Source organism: Paenibacillus sp. OT2-17 (assembly GCF_009827695.1).
Classification (GTDB): Bacteria; Bacillota; Bacilli; order Paenibacillales; family Paenibacillaceae; genus Paenibacillus; species Paenibacillus polymyxa_B.
This window is the reverse complement of record NZ_WUDQ01000257.1, coordinates 1-5111: the sequence shown is the minus strand read 5'-3', so window position 1 is coordinate 5111 and position 5111 is coordinate 1. Positions and strand designations below refer to the sequence as shown.

Sequence of the window (5111 nt, the reverse complement as noted above, 5' to 3'; positions counted from 1 at the left end):
TTCTTCCTGACCATTTCGTAATGCGGATTCGGCTTGCTTCTCACGCTCATTGGATACACGTACCGCTTCCTCCAAACGCTGTTTCATACGTCGTTCATTCGCCATTTGCTTGGCAACCGTTACCTCAGCCTCGTGAATTTCCGCCTCCATATCGCGCAAATATTGATTCAACATAATAATCGGATCTTCCACTTTATCCAACACTTCATTCACCGATGCTCTTGTCATATCCTTCATTCTTTTAAAGATCCCCATTATTTACGATCTCCCTTCTCGAATTGCTCTACTTTTTTGCGTAACTCTGCCAATTCTTTTTTCATTGCCTTTTTCTCAATATCTTCCATCATGGAATCCAAGTCGTTGTTCTGACCTGTGTTAAATTTGGATGAGTTGCGGGCATCTTGACCAAAAAACGGGTTCGAATTGCCGTATGCGCCGCCCTGATTGTAACCAGTTCCCTGCCCATACTGCGATCTTGTATTGTTACTGCCATAATAGCGCGGGTCCTGTTGATTATAGGGTCCGCTGTCAGGGCCAAATCCTCCATCGAAAGGAGATCTCGGCTCCTTGGAGATAACCAGTGCCGCAATCACATAAATCATAAATGTGGTTCCTGCTGTAATAAAGAAACTGATCACAACCAGAATACGAATCCATGTTGAGTCCATTCCTGTTGCGTCAGAAAGACCGCCACATACACCTGTTATTACTCTATCCCGGCTTGATCTGTAAATTCGGGTCATTATCAATTTACTCCTTCCCGCTGTTGTTCAGCTTGCTTTTCAGTCTCTCCCACTCTTGTTCAAGCAACGATCCACCGCCTTGGGCATCCTGTACATGGTCGCCCTCACCCCGACGTAAATCACGCAGACTCATCGTTTCTGCTTCCATATCGGCTACCCGGTCTTCCAAGCGGTTGAACATTCGGGGAACATTTCGTCCACCGTATGTACCAGCCCGTTCGTTCATTTGCTGCTGGAGTCTCAACGTCTGTACACGTGCCGCATAATACTGACGCTTGCTGTGTACCGTTTGATATTCTGTCTTTAACGTATCTAGCTGTTGTTCTAGCTCACGTAGTGATTCACGGCTCTGCTCCCACAGTTCTCTATACTGCTCTTCTTTTTCTGCATATAGCATTTTCTCCTGAAGGGCCAGCTTCGCGATATGTTCTTCATCAGCCTTCAAAGCCAGTAGCGCCTGTTCCTCCCGTTTGGTCTGCATGGACAATGCATGATCCAACTGCTGCTTCATCTGTCTTGTGTGCATCGCATACTGTTGATGGAGTTTTTCCGCTTCGGCAATTTCCTGGCGGGTATTATACAAGAACTGGTCAATTAGTTGCACCGGGTCTTGGCTTTGTTCCAAATGCTCATTGAAGGTCGCTACCGTGATATCTCGCATTCTTCGAAAAACACTCATTTGCGTCTGCTCCTTTCACAATTCGTATTGCCATAATTTATCACTTCGTTGCTACAATCTTTTTTCATTCGTCAAACTGCTAAATCAGTAACGTCTTCTGCGGTCACTCAGCAGGGAAACACCAAATATGATCAACCCGATTGCCAGTAGCGGTCCCAGAAGCCAGGACAGTTTGCCAAGCAAAATCAGTACCCCGAGTACAAGTACGATCCAGCCGAAGAGCGCATTTCCTTTTTTCACACCGTAGTAGCCTAGCATGACCATAGCTATCGGAATTAAGTAACCAATCAGATGTCCTAAAAAGTGACCGAAAAACGGAGTAAACTTACCGAGCAGCATAATCGAACCCAACACGATCAGTACAATGGCTAACCCATTCCCTTTGTTAACTCTCATCATCTCTCACCGCCTTTCACTGTGTCTTGCTTATGTTCTTATTGTACGCTGACTTAGCGTTCGACAAAACGGACCCCAGACGGTTTTTGAACCTAGACCTAAGTCGGGGATGAATATAGACCTGCGGCTATCACCCTCTATGCTGTTCTGCTGCACGGGCTATCGAGTGTTGCTCACCCGCTTGCTTGGAGCGTAGTGACAGGACAAGACAAGCCAGTAACGCTATAGCTGCAACCATATAAGGCAGGTTAATATGAACATCGAACAACAGTCCTGCAATTAACGGTCCAATCACATTACCCAAGCTTGTATAGGACGAGTTCATTCCTGCCACAAAGCCTTGCTCATCTCCGGCCTGCCGCGATAGAGAAGTGCTTACTGCTGGACGAAGGATATCCATAGCCAGAAAAATGATAAAGGTCGTCAGCATAATCATCACATACTGTTCAGCAAATAGGGTTAGAAAAATGAAAACGCCCCCAATAGCCAAACAGAGGTGAATTACTTTTTTCTCTCCAAAACGATTAATGATCCATCCAAATATAGTTGCTTGGACAACTGCTCCCATAATGGAGCCTGTCGTTATAATGATGGCAATATCCATTGGTGTAAAACCATATTTATGGTCAACAAACAGTCCAAACACTGTTTCAAAGTTCGCTAACCCAAAAGCAACGACAAATACAATGAGTAAACCCATGAAATATGGAGATTGATATGACTTGGCAAATTGCTGCAAAAGATTTTCTTTTTGACGTGGAAGCTCTCTATTAAATTGTTGCTTTTCCTTGCTTAAAGACTCAGGCAGCACTAACAGAGACAAAATAGCCGCTATTCCCGCAGCTCCTGCTGCCGCAAAGAAGGGAATGCGTATTCCATATGTGGCAAGCAAACCGCCAATCCCTGGTCCTATTATGAAGCCTGTGTTGATCGCTGCATTGATCATTCCCATTCCCTTGCCTCTTTCCTCAAACGAGGTCACATCAGCGACATAGGCCATAATAGAAGGAGTAAGCAATGCTGCCCCTGCTCCACCCATGATTCGTGCTATGAACAGGGTAGGAATGGAATTTGCCAGTCCAAAAACAAGCTCTGATAACATGAAGATGAACATCCCAGAAACAATCAACTTTTTACGTCCATAACGATCAGACAACTTTCCTGACAATGGTGATAACAAAAGCTGTGTCAACGCAAAAGCTGCAACCATCAGCCCCATCGAGGAACCATTCATCCCTAGCTCACTTATAAACTTAGGTAACACAGGGACAACTAAGCCAATCCCCATGAATGCCAAAAAAATGTTAAGCATCAATAACAGCATTGCTCCTCGATTTCTTGTGAGTATAGACATATTTCCACCCTTCCTTTTCCGTATCTCTTTATTCAACATCAGGTAAACTTCATTATTCTTTTTCAAAAACAATTGAAACTAAAATTGTTTTATTAGTTTTCATATAAAAAAATGGCCTCTTCAAATATGCAGCATATTGTTGAGGCTATTTTTTTATTTTTCGACCAATCCGAACAACAGAATATCTACAATAGAATAAGTTGCTTCCTCTACCGTCACACTGTTATCCAGAAAGAAACGCTGATCAAGCGTTAAATTTACAGATTCAATAATAAGCTTCATGATCAGAGCCTCATTTTTGTTCACTATTATTCCTTCTCGAATGCCTTCCTGAATTAATGTTCTAATCGGAGACCAGTCATTTAAATCGGCATGTACCCTTTTCCATTGCTCAGGATAATACTTTTTCATCTGGTCCAATATTCTTAAATCGTAAAACTTATAATACAGAGGCATGACCCTAATCGACTGCTTAATCTTGTCTAACAAAGATAACTCATTATTTTCGATAATTTGCTCAGTTTTACGAATCATATCATCATTAGTACGCTCAATAAGTGTTTCTAAAATAAGCGTCTTAGACGAAAAATGTTCATACAACGTACGCTTACTAATGGCGAGTCTTTTCGCAAGATCATCCATCGTAAATTTCAAACCATTTTCATGAACTTCCTCTACAAAAGCCTCCAAAATTCTTTCCTGCATATTCGTCCTCATTTCTTTCGTGCTCAGTAAACTAGAAAAGTTTTTTCAGTACCATCATCTTACGATAAGATCAAAGCGCTGGTCAAATCCATGTTAACCTTGTTGCCAAAATCATGAATATATAATAAAAAGGATGATAAAATGCCTTTAAGCATTTTATCATCCTTTTGTGTATACCGGCGAGAGGACTCGAACCTCCACGGTTTCCCACTCGATACCGAATACAATCGTGATAATACCTTGTTTAATGAAGTAAAATAAGCGCTGCTCGTCGATTTCGACCCGCAAGGTAATCTGTCGATGTACTTTGGTATTGAGCAGCGGGATCAACTTCCGTAGCTATGGTCTGCGACAGGACTAACTCAGTTGCTCAGTATCAAGGAATTTAGAATACTTGTACAACTTCTTTAATATCATCAATTTCCTCAAGAATTGCGCGCTCAATAGCAACCTTTAACGTAATCGTAGCACTTGGGCAACCATTGCAAGCTCCCAAAAATCTTAATTTTGCTATACCGTTCTCAACTTCGACCAGTTCAGCATCTCCACCGTCACGCAGTAAGAAAGGACGTAGTTTGAGAAGAACTTCCGATACTTCATCGAATAAAACTCCATTTTCATCCATTATGTCAACTCCTCCCATTTTTTATCAACCGTCAATTCAGACCTTTTTTCACCCTAGATCGTCTGAGTGATCCTTTGCTTTTTGCCTAAGAGTGACCTCTTGATCCGAAAGTTCCCTTATAAGCGTATGAATAGAGTCTAAAGGTATCATCACACCACAACTTGCGCTCAATCCTGACAGCATATTGAAGCAGAACTGAAGTTTTCGTATCTCTCGGGTAATTTGAGCTAGTTCTGAATCGTCCGAATTATTTTTCTTCATTACTAGCACCTCTTTAAAGAATGATAAAGGTTTGATCTATTAAATTAATGAATCAACCGATGCTTCCTTCCATCTCAAATTGAATCAACCGATTCATTTCAACGGCATATTCCATTGGCAATTCTTTGGTAAACGGTTCAATAAAGCCCATTACAATCATTTGTGTAGCATCTTGTTCTGTAAGCCCGCGGCTCATTAAGTAAAACAATTGTTCCTCGGACACTTTGGATACTGTTGCCTCGTGCTCCAAAGTAATCTGATCGTTTTTAATTTCATTGTACGGAATCGTATCTGATGATGACATGTTGTCCAATATCAACGTATCGCACTTAATATTGGACTTAGACC

Annotated in this window: 8 protein-coding genes; all 8 read right to left on the bottom strand. The window is 41.9% G+C overall.

The features are described 5' to 3' along the window. A partial coding sequence (locus GRP75_RS18945) for a PspA/IM30 family protein (protein WP_160790050.1) occupies window positions 1-255 on the bottom strand: 255 nt, incomplete at its 3' end. Continuing rightward, window positions 255-743 (bottom strand): PspC domain-containing protein, encoded by a 489-nt coding sequence (locus tag GRP75_RS18940; protein ID WP_023990239.1) that lies wholly within the window; start codon window positions 741-743, stop codon window positions 255-257. The genes GRP75_RS18945 and GRP75_RS18940, both read right to left, overlap by 1 nt. Before the next feature lie 7 nt (window positions 744-750). Continuing rightward, entirely contained in the window at window positions 751-1422 is a 672-nt protein-coding gene (locus GRP75_RS18935) for a PspA/IM30 family protein (protein WP_023990240.1), read from the bottom strand. An 84-nt stretch (window positions 1423-1506) separates the two neighbouring features. After that, window positions 1507-1818, bottom strand: coding sequence for a LiaF transmembrane domain-containing protein (locus tag GRP75_RS18930; RefSeq protein ID WP_013311898.1), 312 nt, complete (start codon window positions 1816-1818; stop codon window positions 1507-1509). 130 nt (window positions 1819-1948) lie between these two features. After that, complete coding sequence (locus GRP75_RS18925) at window positions 1949-3172, bottom strand: MFS transporter (protein WP_023990241.1); 1224 nt, start codon at window positions 3170-3172, stop codon at window positions 1949-1951. Window positions 3173-3325: 153 nt separating this feature from the next. Further along, a complete protein-coding gene (locus tag GRP75_RS18920; protein WP_023990242.1) occupies window positions 3326-3877 on the bottom strand; it encodes a TetR/AcrR family transcriptional regulator in 552 nt (183 codons plus the stop codon). 385 nt (window positions 3878-4262) lie between these two features. Then, window positions 4263-4502 (bottom strand): NifU family protein, encoded by a 240-nt coding sequence (locus GRP75_RS18915; protein WP_013373004.1) that lies wholly within the window; start codon window positions 4500-4502, stop codon window positions 4263-4265. Window positions 4503-4815: 313 nt separating this feature from the next. After that, a partial coding sequence (locus GRP75_RS18910; RefSeq protein WP_202404214.1) for a SufD family Fe-S cluster assembly protein occupies window positions 4816-5111 on the bottom strand: 296 nt, incomplete at its 5' end.